General features: G+C 53.8%; 16 protein-coding genes and 4 pseudogenes. 7 read left to right on the top strand and 13 right to left on the bottom strand.

Annotated elements, in window-relative coordinates:
* Positions 1-122, top strand: a 122-nt coding sequence (locus tag M3N55_RS15205) for an ATP-binding protein (RefSeq protein ID WP_249060327.1), incomplete at its 5' end; no start/stop codon positions are given.
* 140 nt (positions 123-262) lie between these two features.
* On the opposite strand, the pseudogene M3N55_RS15200 reads toward M3N55_RS15205, so the two are convergent.
* The 3 genes and pseudogenes from M3N55_RS15200 to M3N55_RS15190 form a co-directional block, all read right to left on the bottom strand.
* Positions 263-478: pseudogene (locus tag M3N55_RS15200) on the bottom strand (transposase); the annotation flags it as partial.
* A 355-nt stretch (positions 479-833) separates the two neighbouring features.
* Positions 834-3,461, bottom strand: coding sequence for an ATP-binding protein (locus M3N55_RS15195; RefSeq protein ID WP_249060681.1), 2,628 nt, complete (start codon positions 3,459-3,461; stop codon positions 834-836).
* Positions 3,458-3,970, bottom strand: coding sequence for a putative pterin-binding protein (locus M3N55_RS15190; RefSeq protein WP_249060679.1), 513 nt, complete (start codon positions 3,968-3,970; stop codon positions 3,458-3,460). The genes M3N55_RS15195 and M3N55_RS15190 overlap by 4 nt, the downstream gene beginning before the upstream one ends.
* 207 nt (positions 3,971-4,177) lie before the next feature.
* On the opposite strand from M3N55_RS15190, the gene M3N55_RS15185 reads away from it, so the two are divergent.
* The 3 genes and pseudogenes from M3N55_RS15185 to M3N55_RS15175 form a co-directional block, all read left to right on the top strand.
* Positions 4,178-4,789, top strand: coding sequence for a response regulator transcription factor (locus M3N55_RS15185; RefSeq protein WP_249060677.1), 612 nt, complete (start codon positions 4,178-4,180; stop codon positions 4,787-4,789).
* A 219-nt stretch (positions 4,790-5,008) separates the two neighbouring features.
* Positions 5,009-5,208 (top strand): annotated as a pseudogene (locus M3N55_RS15180) (IS5/IS1182 family transposase); the annotation flags it as partial.
* 276 nt (positions 5,209-5,484) lie between these two features.
* Positions 5,485-5,856, top strand: a pseudogene (locus tag M3N55_RS15175) (hypothetical protein); the annotation flags it as partial.
* 15 nt (positions 5,857-5,871) lie between these two features.
* On the opposite strand, the gene M3N55_RS15170 reads toward M3N55_RS15175, so the two are convergent.
* Together M3N55_RS15170 and M3N55_RS15165 are read right to left on the bottom strand one after the other, a co-directional pair.
* Positions 5,872-6,609: an amino acid ABC transporter permease gene (locus M3N55_RS15170; protein ID WP_249060674.1), complete on the bottom strand. Its 738-nt coding sequence runs from the start codon at positions 6,607-6,609 to the stop codon at positions 5,872-5,874.
* Between the two features lie 11 nt (positions 6,610-6,620).
* Positions 6,621-7,355 (bottom strand): amino acid ABC transporter ATP-binding protein, encoded by a 735-nt coding sequence (locus M3N55_RS15165; protein WP_283163994.1) that lies wholly within the window; start codon positions 7,353-7,355, stop codon positions 6,621-6,623.
* A 126-nt stretch (positions 7,356-7,481) separates the two neighbouring features.
* Between M3N55_RS15165 and M3N55_RS15160 the strand changes: the two genes are divergently transcribed.
* From M3N55_RS15160 to M3N55_RS15150, 3 genes and pseudogenes are all read left to right on the top strand, one after another.
* Entirely contained in the window at positions 7,482-8,261 is a 780-nt protein-coding gene (locus M3N55_RS15160; RefSeq protein ID WP_249060673.1) for a transporter substrate-binding domain-containing protein, read from the top strand.
* A gap of 63 nt (positions 8,262-8,324) precedes the next feature.
* A complete protein-coding gene (locus tag M3N55_RS15155; protein ID WP_346429280.1) occupies positions 8,325-8,984 on the top strand; it encodes a glutathione S-transferase family protein in 660 nt (219 codons plus the stop codon).
* Between the two features lie 333 nt (positions 8,985-9,317).
* A pseudogene (locus M3N55_RS15150) lies at positions 9,318-10,452 on the top strand (IS3 family transposase).
* Between the two features lie 69 nt (positions 10,453-10,521).
* On the opposite strand, the gene M3N55_RS15145 reads toward M3N55_RS15150, so the two are convergent.
* The 8 genes from M3N55_RS15145 to M3N55_RS15115 all read right to left on the bottom strand — a co-directional run bounded on the left by M3N55_RS15145 (position 10,522) and on the right by M3N55_RS15115 (position 17,092).
* On the bottom strand, positions 10,522-10,974 hold the full coding sequence (locus tag M3N55_RS15145; protein WP_428982677.1) for a transposase: 453 nt from the start codon (positions 10,972-10,974) through the stop codon (positions 10,522-10,524).
* Between the two features lie 16 nt (positions 10,975-10,990).
* The gene (locus M3N55_RS16870) at positions 10,991-11,236 is read right to left on the bottom strand and encodes a hypothetical protein (RefSeq protein WP_428982676.1); all 246 of its coding nucleotides are present in this window, start codon (positions 11,234-11,236) and stop codon (positions 10,991-10,993) included.
* Positions 11,237-11,533: 297 nt separating this feature from the next.
* Positions 11,534-11,968 carry a peptidoglycan-binding domain-containing protein gene (locus M3N55_RS15140; RefSeq protein ID WP_249060668.1) on the bottom strand — a complete coding sequence of 145 codons (435 nt, stop codon included), beginning with the start codon at positions 11,966-11,968 and terminating at the stop codon, positions 11,534-11,536.
* A 90-nt stretch (positions 11,969-12,058) separates the two neighbouring features.
* Positions 12,059-12,637, bottom strand: a complete 579-nt coding sequence (locus M3N55_RS15135; RefSeq protein WP_249060665.1) for a hypothetical protein — start codon at positions 12,635-12,637, stop codon at positions 12,059-12,061.
* 639 nt (positions 12,638-13,276) lie between these two features.
* The gene (locus M3N55_RS15130; RefSeq protein ID WP_249060662.1) at positions 13,277-13,942 is read right to left on the bottom strand and encodes a hypothetical protein; all 666 of its coding nucleotides are present in this window, start codon (positions 13,940-13,942) and stop codon (positions 13,277-13,279) included.
* 81 nt (positions 13,943-14,023) lie between these two features.
* Positions 14,024-14,524 carry a hypothetical protein gene (locus tag M3N55_RS15125; protein ID WP_249060660.1) on the bottom strand — a complete coding sequence of 167 codons (501 nt, stop codon included), beginning with the start codon at positions 14,522-14,524 and terminating at the stop codon, positions 14,024-14,026.
* A gap of 92 nt (positions 14,525-14,616) precedes the next feature.
* Positions 14,617-15,600, bottom strand: a complete 984-nt coding sequence (locus M3N55_RS15120; protein ID WP_249060659.1) for a hypothetical protein — start codon at positions 15,598-15,600, stop codon at positions 14,617-14,619.
* Between the two features lie 145 nt (positions 15,601-15,745).
* A complete protein-coding gene (locus M3N55_RS15115) occupies positions 15,746-17,092 on the bottom strand; it encodes a CsgG/HfaB family protein (RefSeq protein ID WP_249060657.1) in 1,347 nt (448 codons plus the stop codon).
* Between the last annotated feature and the right edge of the window lie 39 nt (positions 17,093-17,131).

Raw genomic sequence — 17,131 nt, 5'->3', positions numbered from 1 at the left:
TCGATCGCCTCACCCACCGCTGCCACATTCTGGAGACCGGCAACGACAGTTACCGCTTCAAGGCCAGCTCCGAAACAGCGAAAAAGAAACGGAAGGAAACACCACCATTGACCCCAACATGACACGCAGAACATAACAACTGGGTGGGTCAGTTCTCGGTGACAATGCCGGGTCAGTTCTCAGTGACAATCAACAACACTGACCACAAAACAAACTCATGGGCGTGTGGCGGGCGTGAAAAGATGTTGGTGTTGTTGCCGTCATCCGCCAGCAAACGCTTCAACTTCGCATTCTCGTCCTCGAGCTGCTTCAGCCGCTTGGCGTCCGACAACTCCATCCCGCCATACTTGGCCTTCAGCTTGTAAAACGAGGCCGGGCTGAGACCGTGCTTGCGGCAGACCTCCGCAGTGGCCATGCCAGCTTCTTGCTCTTTGATCATTCCGATGATCTGCGCTTCGGTGAAACGGCTTTTCCTCATGTCGTCTGCTCCCTCAAAGGTTGGGCAGACTCTACATCAGATTGAGGGAACTTCCGGGGGGCAGGTCAGCGGGCATCCGTCTGCGGCCCGTTTCTCCGCCAACTTTCGAACATGATCAGGCCGGTGTGGAACCTTGACTCAGTGGCGAACCTCGCTGCGACGTTCCCCCTGCGCAACCGCAATCGATATCGTCGCCTTGTGGACATCCAACCCGATGAATGTGCTACCCTGCATATGGTCTCTCCCCAATTCGTGAGGCTCGGCGCCGGCCCATCCGGCGCAACCTCGAATGCAGAATGCCGCGGGAGAGACCACCAAGCCAGTCAGCTCATGCTGCCATCATGGGGGCTAAGGGCTACGCGACAGGCGGACAACTTATTCGACAAATACCGGTATTGGCACAATTCGGCTTCCGCATCTCGGCTTCCGCATCGAGAATATCTTGGCGAATACGCGCGACGCTTTTCACCAATGCTGCGCCAGTCTCGTCAGTTTCCAGTAACCGCTCGATTTTCAACAATTCGTCCCCAAGCGAGTCAAGACCAAGCATCAGGGCTGAGCCTCCGGCTCTGTGGGCAGTCTCTGATGCCAACGGATCGCCATTTTCCGCTTGATCGACCGCGATCAATGCCTGATTGAGGGTGTCTTGCACGAGTGGCGCCCCTAGGTCGCGCACGTTTCGCGTAATGATTTCGGTCACAACACTCTTCTTATGCCGGAGCGTCAGATCTTTAATCTCTAGGGTATTATGTGCTGCAATTTTGTCTAAGGTAGAGCGCAATTCGGACAGCCCAAAGGGCTTGTGCAACACATCAACCATCCCGAAAGCGTGTCGACTATTTAGAGAGTTCAAGTCGATTCGCGCCGTTATCCCAAGGATTGTCGCGTTCATCGACGCTCCATCGCGACGAATATACTTCACGGCTTCGGAGCCATTCATGCCGGGCATAAAAAAATCGATCAAGATAAGGTCGAATTCTGTCATCATGGCCAAAGCGACCGCTTCCTCGCCGGAATACGCGCACAACACGTCGTAGCCCAGTTCCTTGACCATGCGCCCCATAAGTTCTGTGTTGATACGAGAATCATCGACAACGAGTGCCCGACCCTGAAACTTGCCAAAGCTGCGACCGATGCTCGGGTTCTGGGCGGGGACCTGCGCCTGTTTTTCCTCTGCCAGCCGAAGCGCGTGTGTGAAAGAAAAGTGACTACCTTGACCAACTTCACTTTGCACGATCAGCGTCCCGCCAATCATCGAAACGGCTTCCTTTGCAATCCACAGCCCAAGCCCGAAGCCGGCCTGCCCGTCTTTAATGTCAGAGTCGCTGTACCATTTCCTATATGGCTCGAACAATTGTGACAGGCGATTGGAGGGAATGCCTGGACCGTCGTCAATTACCTCTGTCGTCAACTTGATCTCATCTTCAGAATCACCGTTCAGGCAGGTCAGTCGAATAGTGACCTTACCGCCTCTCGCGAATTTTGCAGCATTTCCGACAAGGTTGACCAATGCTCTGTGATAGGCTCGCGGGCGCCCCAAACAACGCTGTGCTGGTATCTTTCCGACGAAATCGTAGTCGAACCGTGTCTTAGCCTCGGCTGAAACGAGACGGGCCTCGTCTACGACATTCCTCACAACAACCAATGGATCAAAGAGGACAGGTTCCTCTGTAAGGGCATCGCCGCGAATTGCGTTCAACGCGAAATCAATCTGTTGCAGGGCGTGTCGCCCACTAACGCCCGCCTTTTCCACAAGGCCATGCGCTTCCTCTGGCAGATCCTGCAGCGTAAGCAGGTCAATTGCGGCAAGTACCCCATGCAGCGGTGTCCGCAATTCATGGCTCATAGTTGCCAGAAACCGCCCTTGGGCAGTCGAGTGCTTACGCGCGTTTTCCAGCGCCGTTTCCAACCGTTGTTCGGATGCAACGTCTTCTGAAATATCTCGTACAAACAGAATCAAGACACTCTCGACCTCCGAGATCACAACCTTCCGAATGACCAGTTCGGCCGGGAATGGAACCTTATTCTGGCGTTCACCCTCGACCCGCAATCTCTCTGAAGTCCAATCGCTTGAGCTATTTTGTAATTTGAAAAAGCGAATAAGCCTTTCATAATCATTTCTCAAACTTCTGGGCACAATTGTGCTCTCTAATGTATGGCCAAGGAGTTGGTTTATCTGTAGCCCAAATATCTTGGTTGCCGCCGAGTTTGAGGCAAGGATATGTCCGTTTCGATCACAGACAAAGATAGCTGTCACAGAGTTTTCGAAAGCGACCTGCACAAGCTTAGCCATTTTCTTGAATTGCGTGATCGTGTGGGATTGTTGGCGGTCAAGGTATATTGACAACCCCAGTAGTCCAATCGTTATTCCAATCAGAATGATCGCAGATATATTGAACATCCAGAACTTTTGCAAGATGATGATGCGGTTAATTTCGGATTGACGGTTCACGAATTGTAGTGAGGCAACCGTTATCTCTCGGATAGGTTTCACATACTCAGCTAATAGATTGCTAATCTCATCAAGCATCACCGGTTCAAGACCGCTTCTGGGAAGGCGGTCGAATTCGTATGCCATTGTGTCTCGTATCTCTCTAATTTGGTCGATGTGTGGCGTCTGAGCCTTGCCATCGTCAAAGAGCGCGACTGTTGAAATAAAGGGATTAATCCGACTATAAAATATATCGAAATCAGTAGTTAGACTCGCATGACTCTCTTGAGAGACTCTACCATTTCTTTCTAACTCGAGTCTTATATCTTGGAGGTTTATCAAGAATCGTTGAAAATCAACTTCAAGCTGACTGATGTTCCAGACCCTGTTGTCGCTTTGCGCTTCTCTCAGTTCAATGATGCCTCGCTGTAAAATAACAGACGCATAGCCTAGAACAACCAAGAAAATTATCAGAACCAGTGCCAGAACTCGAGATGTTTTCTCACGAGTTGGAATATCAAGATAGGTAGTTTTGGGGTTCTTATTCTTCATAACACACTGATTTCTGAGAGATGCCAGATGCTGAGTGAATATATAGTTTCGGTGCGATAAAGCACAGAGCTTTCATATGGGAAAACCAACCAAAGTGGTCCCTTCTTCCGTATATCAAATGGATTTCCATTCCGACGATTTGCAATGATGGGAGCATTTTCACCTATCAGGTCAGCAGGGCACGTTACACTGTAATCGTTCAAAGCGGACAATTTTAGGTCTCGGGCCGGGAAGGCCAAACCAGCAGTCTTTAAAACCGAACGCAGCGTGGGCCCAGAGAATTCCTGCGGCGTATCTGTCCATATTGTCTCTGTAGTGAAGCTCACCTGTGGCAAATCGAGAAGCATGCTGTCCGTGAAAACTGATGATATTTTATCAGAGATTGACGTGACGCGCAGAAGCGGCTCCTCGTCTAAAGCAAGTGCGAAGCGGGGCTTGGCGACCGCTGTGAATAATGTGGCATATTTCACATACAAAATAAAATTGCGACGGGTGGCTAAATTTGTCATGAAAGTTTCTCACACTTGATTTTCCACCACATACAATGTTGGCAACCCGGAAGTTTTTCAAGTTAAACTTAAGAATTTTTGAGATATCTTTCGATTGCCGTCGATGGTTTTTGACTTTCGTACCGTTTACTTGACGCTACGTACAACGGTGCTATCTGCTCATCGCCTTCTGTAGGCGCTTTTGACATTGCTCGATTCGGAGTTTAGATGAACATTCTCATCGCAGACGACCACGAACTGCTCGCCCAAGCTGTTGCTGAGGCGCTTTCGAAAGACCCAGACTTCTCCGTCACCGTGACGGCTTCTTTCGCTGGCGTGCTTCAAAAGCTGTCGGCATTGTCCTTTGATGTCGTTTTGCTTGATCTTCGTATGCCAGGGATGTCAGGTCTTTCCAGTATAGCGAGTGTTCTGCGGCGTGCGGCGACCTGCAGTGTCGTGATATTCACAGGGCAGATAGATAAACAGTTTCTGGACGATGCTGTGAAGTTAGGCGTCAAAGGGTATATCCCCAAGTCTATGCCACTAAGGGCTTTGGATGTTGCACTAAAGCTCATAGCAGCCGGCCAAACATTCATACCCCATTTGCCGACGCAGGGTGATGTGGCAAATTCTGCTAACGCGTCAACCGACCCATTGTCGGATCGCGAGCTGTTGGTGCTGCGCTTGGCTGCGGATGGCTTTATCAACAAGGAGATTGGGCGCGACATCGGAATCAGCGAGGCTCAGGTAAAAATGATAATGCGGGCGGTCTGTCAAAAGCTCGGATCTCGCAACAGAGCACATGCCTGCATCGTGGCGCGTGAGAGAATGTTGATTTGAATTTAGCAAGGTCTTGGACGCGACCAAAATTCTAACAGGCCGCTGAAATGGTGCTGCCTCGACAGCGGTTTGCGAACATGATTCACCCTCGGCACGATAACGGCGGGGCTGAAGATGCGCGGGCCGGGCGATCCACCCGCCCCAAATGCCACGCTTGAGCCTGCGCCTTCCGAGACCACAGCCGAGCCCGACCCGATGCCCCGCAACACCAAACCCCACCGTAATGCCGAGGTCGACTTCAAGGGCGAGAAGCGCTCGAATGCCACCCATGCGTCCACGACTGACCTTGTGCGCGGCTCTACAAGAAATCACCCGGCACCGGGGCGATGCTTTGCTTCATCGGACATGCGCTGATGGAAAACCGGCACGGGTTTGTCGTGCAGGGCGACCTGACCCAGGCGGACGGTCATGCCGAACGCGCCGACCGGCCGCGCGATCGCACGACACAGCCCTCATGAAAGGACTGCGTTCCGGCTTGGAGACTATTTCAGCGGCCTGTTCTCATGATCGCTGTCAAGCCCTTGTTGCATAGTAATTTCACCGGCGAGACCGGACGCAGCTTGATGAGGATGCGCAAGGTTGGAGACGGAACTGAGACGACGGTTGAGCAAGCTCTCATACGCGGGTTGGATACCGCATGACCGTGGTTTCGTCTTTGGGCTGCCTCACTCTAAGTAACGAGCGTCGGCTTGTAGAAGCCAAACACGGGAGGAACGCGTGCGCGTAACGAAGCGGTGCGAGCCTCAAAGTACTTGGGCCGGGCGCTGTGGCGAAACCTGACAGTAAACCGCCGCTGGAGCCGCGTCGAAACAAAGATGCATTGTGTGAAACTACTCGGGCAGCGCCTCTCAGCACGTTGCTTCGATCGTAAGGTTGCGGAACTCCATATCTGCGCCGCGATTCTAAACGGCTTCACAGCTCTTGGCATACCCCGCACCGGGCAGTGGGATAAACTCGTCCGGGGTAAGGGGAAGACAGGCCCGAAAACGATTTGTGCAACAAGGCCTATCTTATTCATAAACAAAACTGTATGTGCTGGACGATGCCCGGTAATCCCCCCGAAGTAAGGTCATCGGTTCGTATCAGGTATCCCGTGCATTTAGGCGGCGCTCAAGCCAGCGCACACCGGCAGATACGATTAAGATCAAGACCAGATATTCCAGAACCAGAATAGTGTATATTTCGAGTGGGCGGTATTCTGATACAACCAGTTCATTGGCTTTGCGAGTCAGTTCCTGCATTCCGATAACGGACACCAAAGACGACATTTTCAGCATGTAGACAAGCTGATTGCCCAATGCTGGCAGGATGCGGCGGATCGCCTGTGGCAAAATCACATATCTCATCGTATCGCGATAGTTCAGCGATATGGATTGCGCTGCTTCATACTGACCTCTGTTGATCGATTGGATTCCGGCACGGAAAATCTCTGCCTGAAAAGCGCTGTCACTAAGCGCCAAGGCAAGCACACCAGCCCAGAACACAGTCAGGGTTATCCCCGACAGGGCCGGCAAGCCATAATAGACCCATAAGATCAGCACCAAGACCGGTACAGAGCGGACGATTTCCACATACGTCCGGTTGAACAAACGCCAGCTGCGTCTTTGGGACAGACCCGGAATTGCCACGAGAAGTCCCACAACAACCGACATCAAAATCGCGGTGATCGACATGCCAAGGGTATAGTATGCTCCGCTTGCCATGAACTTCAGGTTGGTCCAACCGGAAGGCGTCGTGGGGTTCACCACATACCACCCCCAATTACCAGAGCATCCGGACAAAAGCAAAACCAGCAGGGCGAGGACTAAAGAGCGTTTCACGGGATCGGCTTTCAATGGCTCAGGATTTTCTTGAGGAATGTGCCGAACCGTTCAGATTTCGGCGCTGTGAACACGTCTTTTGGCGCACCTACCTCTACGATTTCGCCATTGTCCATGAACACCATCCTGTCGGCAACACGGCGGGCAAACCCCATTTCATGGGTTACGACGATCATCGTCATCCCGGTGTCAGCAAGTTCTGTCATAACGTCCAGAACTTCTGAGATCATTTCTGGGTCAAGCGCCGAAGTCGGTTCATCGAACAACAGGATGCGCGGCTCCATGCAAAGGGATCGCGCAATCGCAACCCGCTGCTGTTGGCCTCCCGAAAGTTGGCGCGGCAGTTTATCGGCCTGATCGGGAATGCGCACCCTTTCGAGATGTTTCATCGCCCGCGCCCGCGCGTCTTGCGCAGATAACCCCAGAACGCGGCGTGGCCCAAGACACAGGTTTTCCATGACACTCAGATGCGGAAACAGGTTGAACTGCTGGAACACCATCCCGACGGTGCAACGGATTCGGTCTAGCTTGGCTGGTTTGTCGCTCAGCGTTATTCCGTCAATGACGATCTCGCCGCTGTCATGGGCTTCAAGCCGATTGATGCATCGGATCAATGTCGATTTGCCCGATCCAGACGGCCCACACACGACAACGCGTTCGCCCAAGGCCACGTCGAGAGACACTTCCTGCAGCGCTTGAAAGTCGCCAAAGTTCTTTGAAACGTTCCGCAGTGAGATGATGGGCATTTCTGTCCTTGTCCAAGCAACCACGCACATCAAAGAAGGTTGCGCGAAAAAACAATTTTCAAGCTGTTTGCATTTCCAAATCATGCTTGCGTGCTATTTCTAACAAAATCAATATAAGGGAAAGCCATGAAATTCGTCAAACTGATCGCTGTTGCGATTGTGCTTGCTGCCGGTGCCGTTCCAGCCTCGGCGCAATCTGCGTTGAATGAGATCCTGTCAGGCGGTGTGTTGAAAGTCGGAACCACTGGCGACTGGAACCCGATGTCTATGCGCAACGTAGCCACAAACAGCTACCAAGGGTACGATATCGACGTGATGACCGCTCTTGCCGTCGACCTTGGGGTCGAAGTTGAATTCGTGCCCACTGACTGGAAAACGATAGTCGCTGGCGTAACGGCGGGACAATATCACATCACGGGGTCTGCATCGGTGTCGCCAGCACGTGCGAAGGCAGCGGGCTATTCTAACAGTTATTTTGCCTTGGCGACCGTGCCGTTGACCTTGAAAACAAATGCTGATCGGTTTTCTGATTGGGACGACTTGAACCTCGAAGGGGTATCCGTCGCCGCCACTCTGGGCACAACGCAGGAAACTCAAGTCAAGCAGTACTTTCCAGATGCTACACACCGCATTGTCGAAGCGCCTGCGCGTGATTTTCAGGAAGTGCTGTCGGGCCGTGCAGATGCAAGCATCACATCAAATGTAGAGGCCAATAAACTGGTCGCGCAATATGACCAACTGATGATCGTCCCAGTCGCGGCCGGCCGCTCGCCGACGCCCATTGCGATGCTCCTGCCACAGGCCGATCAGGTCTGGATCAATTATGTCAACACTTGGATCACGCTCAAGCAGGAACAGGGTTTCTTTGATGAACTTGGTGTCAAATGGCAGTTGTTGGCCGAGTAGCCTGAGTTTTACAAATTTCATCAAAGGTCCAACCCCAAGCGGTTGGTCCTTTCATTTTCTGGTATGAGGGTCGGCATGCTGACGATCTATTCAGTTCCCATTGCTGTATATTGCGCGAAGCTGCGCATAATGCTGCGTCACAAGCAGATACCGTTCCAGCAGCTCCTCCCGCCGGGCGGCTATGGATCAGAGGCGTATCGAGCGATCGTGCCGTCTGGCAACCTTCCAGCCATGGTCCATGACGGGTTCATGCTAGCAGATTCCGAAGCTATTGCCGAATATCTGGACGATGCGTTTCCGCAGGTGCCGATGCTGCCCCAGTCCGTCAAGCTGCGCGCCAAGGCACGCGAATTCAGCCGGTTTCATGACACGCGCCTTGAACCAGCAGTCCGCGCGATTTACCCGCAGGTCGCTTATGCGACTCGTGACGCGGACGCAGTGAACAGCGGCGGTGCTCTAATTTCGAAGCATCTGTCGTCACTTGCACTGTTGTTGTCTGCCAACCCGTTGGACACCGGCACCCTATGGCTTGGTGATTGCGGGTTTGCCGTGACACTTGCATGGATCAAATCGTTTGAGGCAACGATTGGCTTGCCAGTCATTTGGCCCGCAATCGTGACTGCTTACGACGCGCGATTGCGGCAGTTTGACGTGGTCGCAAAAGAATTGGACGACTACCACCCTGCTATGAAGGCATATCTGGAAAAAGCGAAACCGTCCTGAGACTCGAATTTTCAAAACCTTGGACCTAAGCTCCAGACTTCGGTAACGGGTCTGTCCCAGTCAAGTCATTTTGCACAAAGGGACTGATCCCGCCGAAGCAGGAGAGCGGAATTTTCGGCGTCGGCACCTGATCTTCGCACCGCCCTGTAATGAGGTCCTTTGGGTACATGCTTCGGTCCGTGGTCAGCGCCTGGCCGCCAACATGATGCTGGTTCGATGCATTTCCGATGTGCCCGTCTCATAAGCGTTCTTGACGGATGCCCGCTGACCTGCACCCCGGAAGTTCCCTCAATCTGATGTAGAGTCTGCCCAACCTTTGAAGGAGCAGACGACATGAGGAAAAGCCGTTTCACCGAAGCGCAGATCATCGGAATGATCAAAGAGCAAGAAGCTGACATGGCCACTGCGGAGGTTTGCCGCAAGCACGGTCTCAGCCCGGCCTCGTTTTACAAGCTGAAGGCCAAGTATGGCGGGATGGAGTTGTCGGACGCCAAGCGGCTGAAGCAGCTCGAGGACGAGAATGCGAAGTTGAAGCGTTTGCTGGGAAAGGCCTGACGACGCCGATGCAACGGCGGGAGGCAGTGCTGCAGGCGATGAAGGATCATCCGATCTCTCAGCGCCGGGCCTGCGTCCTGATCGGTGTTGATCCGAAGACGGTGCGGCGCGAGAGGCCGCCCGATAACCCGGAAATCCGTGTGGAAATGAACAAGATCGCCGAGAAGCGGCGTCGGTTTGGGTATCGGAGCATTGGTATCATGCTGGAGCGCAAGGGCATGGTGATGAACGAAAAGAAGCTCTACTACCGGATTTACCGCGAAGAAGGGCTGTCGGTGCGACGCAGACGTGGCCATAAGCGGACGCGCGGCAGTCGGACACCAATGCCAGTGCCGCTGCGGCCAAACCAGCGTTGGTCCTTGGACTTCTTGTCCGACACGTTCGGGGCCTGCCGCAAATTCCGCATTCTGGCGGTAAACGACGATTGCTGGCGCGAAAACCTAGGCCTGGTTGTCGACACGAGCATCTCTGGGGCCAGGGTGGCGCGGGAACTGGATGCGCTGGTCACAATCTATGGCAAACCCGCCTGTGTCGTCAGCGACAACGGGACCGAATTCACCAGCAAGGCGATCCTGAACCGAAGGTCCGCGAAGCGAAATGGGCCAACGAGAACGGTGTCGCATGGCATTGCATCGATCCGGGCAAGCCGCAGCAGAAGGGCTACATCGAGTCATTCAACGGCAGCCTGCACTACGAATGCCTGAACGAGGAGATATTCGACAGCCTAGACGATGCACGGCGAAAACCGGGCCTGTGGCGCTATGATTACAACCACGTCAGGCCGCATTCCTCGCTGGGCAACAAAACACCCGCTGAAGCGCGCCGAGCGCTTGAGCAATCTGACGGCTCCGCGCTCGGCGCGCTTGCCCAAGCCCAAAACGAAGACTATCAACCCCAAGGACTCTCGTTATGAATGAGGGACGACAAGGACGACCGGCGGCTTGCCAAAGGTCATTATAGGTTCGGGCTGCGGCCTTTCGGATCAGCGCCTTGAGCTTTGAGAAGGCCATTCGATCGGGTTGAGGTCGGGGCTGTAAGGCGGCAGGCAGAGGAACCACGCACCGATGTCGCGCATGGCTTTGGCCGCGCCGGGGGTCTTGTGGCTCGGCAAGTTGTCGAGGATGATCACGTCGCCGGGACGCAGGGTCGGCAGCAGCTGGGTCTCGACATAGAGGTCGAACATCTCGCCGTTCATTGCTCCATCGATCACCCACGGGGCATCGAGGCGGTCGTGACGCAGGGCACCGATGAAGGTTTGGGTGCGCCAGTGCCCGAACGGCGCGTGATCGAGCAAGCGCTGTCCGCGCGGAGCCCAGCCGGTGGTCTTGGCCATGTTGGTCTTGAGCGATGTTTCGTCAATAAATGCCAGTCTTTCCAGATGCCTGGCCATGAAGGGTTGGCGCTTGCTTATCCAGATGCGGCGCAGGTCGGCCACGTCCTGGCGCTTCTGTTCAAGCGCTTGCAGATCTTTTTTTGTGTGACAGCCCGAGCCTGAGCAACAGTCGACCGACCGACGAGCGATGCACCTTTACTCCGTGCTCCGCCGCCAGTTCCACGGTCAGTTCGTCAATCGTCAGATCGGGCCTTGCCGCGATCCGGCGCTCCACCCAGCCCTTTACATCGGTCAGTTTGCCGAGCCCGGGATTGCCTTGAGGTTTCGGCGCAAGCGAGCCGGTCTCGCGCTTCAGACGCATCATGTCGTTGACGAACTTGATCGAAACGCACAGCCGCCGTGCCGCATAGGTATGCGTGCTGCCCTATTCGACAAGCCGCACCGCACGGTCACGCAACTCAACAGGATGCGGTTTGCCCATCTTGAACCCCCATATCTGCCTCAAAGACACGGAATCACAGGACAAGCCTTATGGGGATCCTGCATCTGACCAGCAGAGACACGCTCTAAGAACCCCAAACTTCTTCTATCCGATTCCTGCCGGCTTCTAAACACAAAATCGACTCTGAACGGTGGAATATGCGAAAATATTTAGCTGCCCCTAATTGTATGAAATCCCTGGATACGGAAGTTGCCATGGAGCGGATGGGGACTGGATCGGATAGCCAATATGAGGATAAGACCCAGATGGAATCCGATAAACCCTCTTGTATGGCTGTTGGCCAGGCCTCCATATGCCGTCTAAGTCCATTCGAATGACCGGAACGATCCAAGGCGACAAGAGTTTTTTCGCATTGTTGAGACCGCGAACAGTCTTTGGACCGGCCAGACCATCAATGGCGCCGTGATAAAGACCATGCGCGCGGAGGCTGCGCTGAATGGAACGAACGAGGTCTTTGTCATGGCGATCAATGCGCTCAGAAAGATACACGACATGATCTAGCGACAAAACCGTTCGATCATGTGAAAACCCTGGAGTCATCAAGGTCAAAAGAATAGCTGTCGCAAGCGAACAGGACGAGATCAGCTTTTTCATGAACGATACCCCAAGGAAAAGAGACGGTTTGGTTGGTCCCAGAATGCTAATTGTGCTGGGATATTTCGATCAGGTGAGTCATTTCACAATTCAGATCAATCTACGATTTACGATGTACTCGTGGTTGCTCACCGATGCGCTCAGAGCCAAAGCCAATTCCGGGCGTGATACTGGCAGCCGGATACTGGCGTCAACGACCCGTGCGCGCGCGCAAGTAAGATCGTGAACGCCAAATTCAGTTGAGCAAAGCACTATTGTGGGTTTTGGAAATCTGGTGCGTATTTCTAACAGAGCATCAACCGCTTCTTCCATATCGGTAAATACGGCTGCATCTAACACCCAAATCCATTCAGACCCACCTTGAACCGCTCTCGTTTGCACCAGTTCGAAGGAACTGACGATCTCAAGTCTTTTTGTGCACTGCTGCAACCAGAAATCATGATCACGCAAGGCAGAGGACTCCGGAGCCACAATCAGTACCTTATACCCATCGAAATCTTCGCCCAGTAAATGGCAAATGCTATTCCTACGATTGCTGACAGGAATGAGTTTCTGAACACTTCCAGACAGAATATCATGGCTCAGATTTATGTGTTTCGAAAGATCGGTGTTTTTCGAGACGGCTTTTTCTGATGCGCGACGCTCAAAGAAAATCGAATATAGATTCATAACACACCATGTTTTTTTTACCGATATCAAGTTTTCAGCATTGGTGCGAATAATCGAAAGTTATAAATTACACTCTTAGGTGGCGCGCCTTCATGCGCGTTCACCTTGTCGTTCGTTGGTGCCGAACTTGGTCCAGCAGTTTTTGATTTTCCTCTACTTTGACCGGTTTTTCAGAGTGTTGTCTCGCTTTGCCAGAAATGAGGGTTACAAAAATTCATGCGCGTCCGGTCGTTAGATTTACGAGTTTCAATAGTTACTCAATTGAAACGAAAGAAAACTTTTACAAGGTGTATATATATAGTAACTAGTAGTGAGTGCTATACAATATGTGCCTGTATTGATGCCCTTAGCACGTTACCTGGCCACGCTGCTAGTCAGCGTGGCCTTTTTGGTCACAAAGCAAGCGTTGGAAATCAAGGTTTGCAGCAGCAAGATCGGGGCCATCGATCTTGGGACCAAGCATGATTCCGTCTCGAAAGCTGAACGCTAGTGGCCGCATTATGCAGTTGTTTTTGTTGGGTGACCGGCAAAACTGAAGACTTCCGTGAGAAAGGTGCATGTCATGCTTCGCAGGTCGTCATCCATGATCCTCACCTTCAAAGGAATGGGCATCGGGTGAAGCTATTTCTGTGGATTGACTTAGTTATTATTTATCATGATCGAGATCGAAGATGCCGACTGCACACCCATGGCATTAGTTGAAATATCATTTATCTCTACAGATCCCATGTTGCCCGAGGCGGACACCCCGCCGTAAACATTCCCGGTGTTTTGGCTGGCATTTGAAACGATCAATGGGCCGTTTGGTTGCATGACCATCGGCAGCGGTGTGGCAGATGTGTTTGACATAGCGGCTTGTCCGATGGCCAAAGGAACGGACGCGATCACTGACCGGTCAGGAGTTGTGCTGATCCAGCCAGTCGACGTGCCGCGTGGCGAAGCGAGCATGCCTGGCACGACAAGCAAAGATGATTGTTGGACGGCTACATCGATGGAACCAGTCTGAATTACGCCTGTGACGCCCGTGCTTACATCAGTGATACTGACGTCGGGGGATTGGCTGGCATTTACGCCGTCTGTCACGAAGCCCGCATCAAGGTCAGTAATCGCAGGCACACCGGCGGTCGTCGGTGTCTGTATGACAATGGTAACGCCACCATCCAGTAGGGCGGAATTTTCTGCGCTGTTCAGGAAAAGCGCGTCGAAGCTCTCTGCACTTTGCAGCACCTCTTGCAACAGTCCCTCCGCCATCGCGGGGTAAGCGGTCATGGCGCTGATCAAACAAACGGCAATCGATTTCTTCATGTACGTTCCCAAAACCCTAGTTCATGGCCTTGCGCCAAGACCGCCGCGATCAGCTTACCAGACCTGCACTACCCGCGACTGTCACTTTGACTCAGGCGCACCGATCTGAAATGGAATCAAATTCTCGGCTGTGTCCAATTGTCCGGCGACGAGCGGTGCGATAGGCGACGTGGACTCCGGCAGATCGGCGGTGATGTCCGAGTCGAATGTCAGCTGAAGCTGACTGGGGCGCCGAATGGCTGGAACGGAAGGCCCGCTTGGAACTCGGGACACATCCGCTGCACTGGGTGCCGGCGCCACACCCAACACTTTCGGCCCAATGCTTGCCGTAGCGGGCATGGATTGATCCGAACCGCCGAACGCGTTCTGTCGGGGCGATCCAGCCTGCATCTTGATATCGTTCACGGTGAGCGTTTTGTTCCTGGTGACGTCTTTAAGTGCGTTTGTCAGGTTCTGACTGTTGTTCAATGTCAGTGCGACAACGCTATCGAATTCCTGCGCGCTCGCGCTGCCTGAAAACCCAACCAGTAGAAACGCGCAAATGCATGATCGTATGCGCAATGATTTAGGTGCATGACCCATGGCGGAATCCTGAAGGGCGCGAAAGGATTCATGGGCGATTTGCCGCCCATGAAAGGACACGTGATAGAAATGTGCCTTGGCTTTGTAATGCCTTACTGACCGACAAGCGCCTGCGTCAGGTTCGACGCGTTCTGGTTCACGCTGGCAGCAATGTCGCCCGTGTTCAAAGCACCGATGAGCGTGGTTTCGACAGTGTCGACATTGGCCATCAGCTGGTCGATGTTCACGCTTGCGTCGACAACGGTCGCCATGTTGGTGGCGATGTTTGCCAGCTGCAGGTTGCCCGGCTCGAAGTAGTTGGCAGATTGTGCCAGAGAGCCGGTGGTTTGCGCGACCGATTCCAGTTCCATGTTGGCCATGGTCAGAATATTGCCGGCGATGCTGCCAGTACCATCGTTCTGACCAATGATACCGGTGTTCAGCGCACCGATGACCGTGGTGGTCAGGTTCTTAACGTCGGTTTGCAGCGCGTCAACCGTGGTTGCGGCATCGAAGAAGTCGATCGCGGTGGTGCCGTCGACGGTCTGCGACACGCCTTTCAACAGACCCGCAAAGGTGTCTTCTGCATCGTTGACTTCAACCAGGTCTGCAACGACGTCTGTTGCACTGCTCACCGAAGGAGTTTCTTCATCATCTGCAGCGACCGCCGCGTCATACTCTGCGACGGTGCCATAGAATGTTGTCCCTTCATCGGTCCAGCTCACAGTCTGGGTTGCGATCGAGGTTTCGTATTCGGTTTGCGTGCCGGTCAGCACGGTCCCGTCGGGAAGTTCCCACGTGTAGAGCTGCTCGCCGCCGCCGAAGCTTACTGTCGAGGTCAGTTCCTGCAACAGCAGGTCAACATTCGCGGATTCCAGCACGTTGATGGATCCATCAAGGTTGGCCAGGTTTTCCGCTGCGTTCAGCATGTTAATCTGAATCGCCGATGCATCGGACAATACCTGAGACAACAGGCTTGCACCTGAATCGACGTTCGCATTGTCGTCGACCAAGGTGAAATCGGCATCCTGAGCGAATGCAGCGCCCGACATGGCCAACATTGCCATTGCAGACGTCGTAACAAGAAGCTTTTTCATAAGCGTTCTCTTTCCTGTTTTGACAGCCTCCCTGCAGCTGTCAGATATGTTTCGAGGGTTTTCAGGGCCCCGTTCTTCGGAAACCGCCCCGGAAGGGCTGGTTTCCTATCTGCCTCCGCATGGGGGTACGGCGGCAAATTCTGTTCTACGGGCTGCCAAAGAGAAGCTCCGTGTCTTGTGATCCATTGGCGCCATCAAGCGATGGCGCGATCATTGGTGAGGGTTGCGTCAACGCTCCTGGCCCGCCGGGTATGGCATTGGCATGTGGCGGCGGACCGGACGGTGACGCGTCATCTGGTGGCACAGCCTGCTCCAACGGTTCTTCAAGCGCCGGCGATTGCGGTGTTTCGGCCTGAATCTCCGCGTAAACACCCATCGCATCTTCCATGGCGCGCTGCACCACGACTGCGGCGGCATCCCCCTCCGCGCCGCTCAGGCCCAACTCTGCCGCACGCTGCAATATTTGCACGGCCGCACGCGCAAGCTGCACGGCCTCTGCCGTCTTTGCAGCCCGATTGGAGCTGTCGGACCCTTTCGCTTCTGCGGCGGCAGAGATCGCGCGCACCGCAGCTATGGTCGCACGGTCCACAAGCGCTTTTATCTGTCCATCGACCGAAGCCGCCGCTGCGATTCTGGTCTCATCGGCAGAAGGTTGCCCTGCAGAAACTGCAGCTCTGGGCTGCGCGGCAGGCGCGCCGGCCTGTGTCTGAGCGCCGCCCTCTGACGCAGTGGACATAGCTGATCGAATGAAATTATCGGTCGCACTCCGCTGAGTTTCAATCCGTCCTGTGAACGGTTCGATTAGTACACGACATTCGCGATACTGATTTTCAGGGACCAATTGGCCCAATAACTCGAAGGTCGCGAGATTGAGCATCTGGCGCAGCACGAAATGCACCGCTTCCCTTTCTTGTCCACCCGCATCCAGACTAAGAAGCGTATCCCCAAAGAAGCGGCCCGCGCTAAAACCAACCTCCCGCGAGAAAATTTGCCGCTGTAATGGTACAGAGGCAAGAATCCGTCCCGTGAATGCATCCGTCAATGACAGGTCAAGACCAATCAAGATACGACTTTGACGATAACGTGGTCCGACACCGCCAATCTCTACCGAACCGCCGCCGCCCGGAATAAAGTCTAGGCTGTTTATGCTGCCCGAAATAAAGAAGTTCACCGGTATCTGACGCTGAATGTCGCGTATGCCCCATTGGGTTTCCGTGACCAGAATTTGCGGATCGCGACGATTAACGACCGATGCCCCGGCCCGGAACATGGCAGATTGCACCATTTCTGCCGCACCTTGGCTGACAAAACGCCCAGTGCTGCCCTCTGCATAGCTTTCACGGCCGGTCGCATCGACGACCTGCCCAGCCCCAAAAGTAATCTCCTCCGGAATGTGCCCCCGCAAACAAACCAGCGCCTCGTCGAAGTTGGTAATAATCTCCTCAACCGGCGGACCATCCGGCAAAGCTACATTGCGGGTCGCCGGTGTCATGGCCGATCCGATTATTCCGCAAGACGAGATTGAAAGGGC

Origin of the sequence: Roseinatronobacter domitianus, from assembly GCF_023336755.1 — a bacterium.
Classification (GTDB): domain Bacteria; phylum Pseudomonadota; class Alphaproteobacteria; order Rhodobacterales; family Rhodobacteraceae; genus Roseinatronobacter; species Roseinatronobacter domitianus.
The sequence above is the reverse complement of the archived record's forward strand: the minus strand, read 5'-3'. Positions and strand labels throughout refer to the sequence as shown.